Below are 5,495 nucleotides of genomic sequence, written 5' to 3'. Positions count from 1 at the left end.
GTCGATGGCGGCTTCGGTGGGGCCGTACAGGTTGTCGAGTTCGACACCGGGCAGGCGCTGGAACACCCGCTGTTGCAATTCGCCCGGCAGGGCTTCGCCGCTACAGACGAGGCGTTTCAGTGACGGGAACCTCGGCAATTCGGGCTGGTTGACGAATTCGGCCAGCATGGCCGGCACGAAATGCAGGGTGCTGACCCGATGCTCCTGCATTAGCTGAGTCAACGCCGCGGGATCGCGGTGGGCGCCTGGTTCGGCGATGGCTAGGCGGGCGCCGGTCATCAGCGGCCAGAAGAATTCCCACACCGACACGTCGAAACTGAACGGGGTTTTTTGCAGAATGGTGTCTTCAGGGCCTATCGGATAAGCGTCCTGCATCCAGTGCAGCCGGTTGGCCAAGGCCGCGTGGCTGTTGGCCGCGCCCTTGGGCCGGCCCGTGGAGCCGGAGGTGTAAATAATGTAGGCCGGGCTTTCAGGGTGCAGCTTTGGGCTGGGCGCGGCATCAGCTTGGCCGCCCATGTCCAGCACATCGAGGTTCAGGCAGCGGCAGGCGTTGCCGAAACCGCCATGGCTTTGCAACACCGGGGTATGGCTCAACAGCAAGCCGATGCCGGAATCGGCTATCATGTACGCGAGCCGGTCTGCCGGGTAGTCCGGATCCAAAGGCACATAGGCGCCACCGGCCTTGACGATGGCCAGCAGGCCGATCACCAGTTCGAAGGAACGTTCGACGGCGATGCCGACCGGGATTTCCAGGCCGACGCCGAGGCTGATCAAGTAATGCGCCAATCGGTTGGCCTGGCGCTCCAGTCCGCCATAGCTGAGGGTTTGCCCGCCGAAGGCCAGGGCTGTCTCGTCCGGCTGGGCGGCGGCGCGTTGGCTAATCAGCTCGTGGATCAGGCCTGACGGATAAGCCTTAGCGGTTGAATTCCAGTCGGCAAGCTGCTGTTGCTCACCGTCGCCTAGCAAGGCAATAGCTGCCAAGGGCTTTTCCGGCTGTGCCAACCACTGTTCCAAGAGACTTAGGAAATGCCTGGACAATCGGTCTATCGTTTCGGGCTCGAACAGCTCCGCCGTATACACCCAATTGCCGGTAATTAAACTGTTTTCGTCTTCTTCGCTGACCAGGCTCAAATCGAATTGGGCGGCCTCGGCGTCTCGGCCAATACGTTCTATAGCCAGACCCGGCAAGGTTTTGAGTGCGCTCAAATCGCGTTTTTGATGGTTGACCATCACCTGAAACAGCGGATTACGATTCAGGCTGCGTTGCGGTTGCAACACGTCCACCAGATGTTCGAACGGCAAATCAGCATGCTCCTGAGCGGCCAGCACGGTTTGTTTGACTTGTGCCAACAACTGCAAAAAGTTCAGCTCGCCCCGGCAGTCGGCCCGTAACACTAAGGTGTTGACGAAAAAGCCGACCACTACTTCGGTTTCGACCCGGTTACGGTTAGCCACCGGAATGCCGATGCGCAAATCGGTTTGGCTGCTGTAGCGGTGCAGCAAGGCCGCAAACGCCGCCAGCAATACCATAAATGGCGTGGTTGAAGTCTCGACCGCCAAGCGTTTCAAGCACTCGCTCCTTACTGCCGATAAACTGAAGCTTTGCGTGGCAGCGCGGCCGCCAGCTAGCGGCGGTCTGGGATGATCGGTCGGTAATTCGATAACGGGTTGCTCTCCACCAAGTTGCTGTTGCCAATATTTCGCTTGCCGCTCGCCCTCGCCCGCCGCCAGCCATTGCCGCTGCCAGACCGCGTAATCGGTGTAATTGATGATCAATATCGGCAATCGCGCCTCGCGCTGTTCCACCGCCGCCGCATATAATTCCGCAAATTCGTCCAGCAAGCGTCCCACCGACCAACCGTCAGCCAACAAGTGGTGCAGCGTCAGCCATAATTCGTGGTGTTGTCCGTCAATGGCGACCAAGGCCGCACGCCACAATACGCCTTGGTTAAAATCAAACGGCGTGGCCGCTTGTTGTGCCGACCAAACGGCGAGCTCGGCAGCGGCATTTGCGCTGGCGGTCAGATCGATAAAACTGAGTGGCGCACTCACTCGGTCTTCCGCCACTTGCTGCGGTTTGCCATCCACTGCGATGAAACGGCTGCGCAACATGTCGTGACGAACCGTCAAGGTATCAAAACTGTTTTTCAGCGCGGCCAAATCGAGTCGACCGGACAAGCGTAACCCGCCGCTGATGTGATAGGCAGTACTGTCGGGTTGCAACTGCGCCAGAAACCACAGCCGCTCCTGGCCGTACGACAAGGGCATCTGTCCTCTTAAACCGCAACGCGAAATAGCGTTTTGTTCGGACTTGTCTGTCGATGGGCCGATGGCGACCACCAGCTCGGCAATAGTCTGTTTTTCGAACAACAGTTTCGGCGTCAGTTTAATCCCCTGCTTGCGGGCGCGGGCGATGATTTGCAAACTCAGAATAGAATCGCCACCCAACTCGAAAAAATTATCGGTGACGCCAATATCGCCGGTTTTCAGTACTGTTTGCCAGATCACCGCCAGCTGAGTTTCCAGTTCATTGCGTGGCGCCAGGATTTTCCGCTTCGCCTGTTGCGGTTTGGGCAGCGCCTTGCGGTCAATTTTGCCGTTGGCGGTCAATGGCATCACGTCCAAGGCCAAAATGTGCGCAGGCATCATGTAATCGGGCAAGCGTTGGACCAACGCGGTGTGCAAATCGCTTACCTCCAGTGTTATCCCCCGCTCGGCCACCGTGTAGGCTAGCAATTGCAACCGACCGTCACCGGGCTCTGCCACCACCAAAGCATCGGCAACGCCGTCCAGTTCGCGTAAAGTTCTGGCGATTTCATCGGGCTCGATACGGTAACCGCGTATCTTGACCTGATTATCTAGGCGCCCCAACCAAACCCAGTGATCATCGCGATAAACCGCCCGGTCGCCAGTGCGGTACCATCGTTCGCTGCTCCGGTAAGGGTTAGGCAGGAAACGTTCTGCGGTCATGCCGGGTTTACCCTGATAACCACGGGCCAGACAGGCGCCGCCAATATACAGCTCGCCGGGTACGCCAGCCGGCACCGGATTGAGATCGCCATCCAGCACATAGGCCTCTACGCCGGGCAAGGGTTGGCCGATTGGCACCGTGGCGCCTGCCTGGACAATACCGGGTTCATGGGTCAACACGCCCACCGTGGTTTCGGTGGGGCCATAATGATTGATGATTCGGCACTGCGGCTTCAATTTGCGGACGGTTTCCAACAAGTCCAAGGGACATGCCTCACCCCCCAGAATCAATACTTGTTCGGGCAACACGTCTGCGGGATGGCTCGCTTGTAGCAAGCCGCGCAAATGGCTGGGTACGATTTTCAAGGCATCGATACGATTGGCGCTCATATAGCCCGCGAAACAGTCCGGATCAGCGCTGCAGTCGCTAGCCACCAAATGCAAAGCATGGCCGGAACACAAGGCGCCGAACAATACCGTGTGGCCCAGGTCGGCGGCCGGTGTCGAGATCATCGCCATCACCGCATCCCCGGACAAAGCCAAACGCGGCAATACACCTTGTAGATAATGATTCAAGGCGGCATGGCTGACCGTCACGCCTTTGGGTTGGCCAGTGGAGCCGGAAGTATAAATCCGATAGGCGGCCTGTTGCGGATGCAACTCGCAAGCTGTCAGACCGCTAGATAAGGGTTCCTCGTTGAGTTCATCCAGATTCAGCACAAACCCCTCATAACTGGACAGTTGTTTGGCAGCGAAATTAGCCGTTACCACGCAACCCGCATCGCTATCCTTTAACAGCGTACCCAAACGTTGCGCAGGCAAACGGGTATCCAGCGGCAAATATACGGCACCTATCTTCAAAATCGCCAGCAGGCTGACGACCAATGAAGTCGAGAGTTCCAGCAACACGCCAACAGCCGCTTCGCGGCGCACGCCTTGTGCCAACAAGCAGTTCGCCAGCCTATCAGCCGCCAAGTCCAATTCCATAAAGCTGAGCTGCCGATGTTGGTCGCATACCGCCAAAGCACTGGGTTTTTGCTTTACTTGAGCTTGCCAAGCCGCCAACAGATTCAAAATTGGCGCAGGCCTAGCCGACCGGGCCGGCAAAATAGTAGCCTCTGGTTCGAGCCGCAAATCGGCTAATTTCGCCGCGCTTGCCGCAACGATTTGCTGCAACAAATACACAAACCGCCGCGCCAATAACGCCATCGCCCCTGGCTGAAAGCGTGCTTGCCGCCCCGAGAATGTCAGATGCAGATGCTGGTTTAAGCCAGCGATCAGACTCAAGGCATAATTGTTACGTCCGCGTTGATGACGCAATAGGCCATTGCCATCCTCCGCCTCCAGCAAGCCGATTTGCAAACCCTGTCTTTGCTGCTTCAACACCTCGTCCAGCGGATAGTTTTCGAACACCAAAATGGCATCGAACAAATTCTGGCCTTCGCCCAACGCGGCCATGCGCTGAATCTCGGACAACGGGGTAAATTCGTATTCGCGCATGGCTGCGGTTTGCTTTTGGATGGCTTGCAGCCAATCGCCCAGCGCTTGCCGTCCGGCCAGACCGATGCGTAGCGGCAAGGTATTGATGAATAATCCAGCCATGGCATCGATCTCCGCCAGATCGGCCGAGCGACCCGACACGGTAACGCCGAACAAAACCGCATCGCCACCGCCATGCCGTCCAAGCAGTAAGGCATAGGCAGCCTGCAACAGTGTACTGACGGTGACGCCGTAACGCCGCGCCGCCGCCTGTAAGGCATCGGTTTCGCTTGCGGACAGGCTAATTTCGATTTCTTCGTAACGCGAAGCATCGTTATCCGGGGCATTTGCCGCCAGCGGCAGTGGCGTGATTTCTTTCAAATCCAGTAGAGTCTTGCGCCAGAAATCCAGTGCGGCGCCGTGATCCCGGCTGTTCAACCAGTGTAGATAGTCGCCATAGGCTGGCACTACGGGCAACGCTTCTCCGTAATAACTCCGCATCACGTCACGCAGCACCAAACCCATGCTCCAACCATCCAACGCAATATGGTGGTGACTCCAGATCAGCCACCAGACATCATCCTGGACGCGCAACAAACTCAAGACAAACCCGCGTTGACCAGCAAAATCGAAGCCATTTGAACGTTCATTGCGCAAGCATTGCGCCAGCATATCCCAGCGTTGTAATCGCGGCATGCCACGTAGATCGGCCTCGAACAAATCGATGTGGCGGGTTTTACAAACAATCTGTAGCGGCGCATGGCTATCTTCGAAGCAATAGACTGAACGCAAGGCCGGATGCCTATCAATTGCGGTTTGCCAGGCCGCTATGAAACGGCCAGTATTTAACGCGCCTGATAGCGAGAACACCCTTTGATAGAAATACGGATCGTCGTCGCCGTGCTGCAAGGCATGAAACAAAATCCCCTGCTGCATGGGCGAGAGCGGGTAGAGGTCTTCGATCTGATGGTGGGCGACCGGCAGCGCGTCGAGCTGGGCTTGGCTCAGCTTGGCCAGCGGCAGGTCGCTGGGGGTCAAGTTGGGTT

At 57.5% G+C, this 5,495-nt stretch carries 1 protein-coding gene; it reads right to left on the bottom strand.

Annotation, left to right across the window (positions count from 1 at the left end):
- On the bottom strand, positions 1–5,487 hold a 5,487-nt coding region (locus tag Q7V20_RS09825; RefSeq protein ID WP_304789949.1), incomplete at its 3' end, for a non-ribosomal peptide synthetase.
- Between the last annotated feature and the right edge of the window lie 8 nt (positions 5,488–5,495).

Origin of the sequence: Aquabacterium sp. (genome assembly GCF_030652515.1) — a bacterium.
GTDB lineage: Bacteria > Pseudomonadota > Gammaproteobacteria > Burkholderiales > Burkholderiaceae_C > Aquabacterium.
Note: the sequence above shows the minus strand (reverse complement) of the source record. Positions and strands in the feature narration are given on the sequence as shown.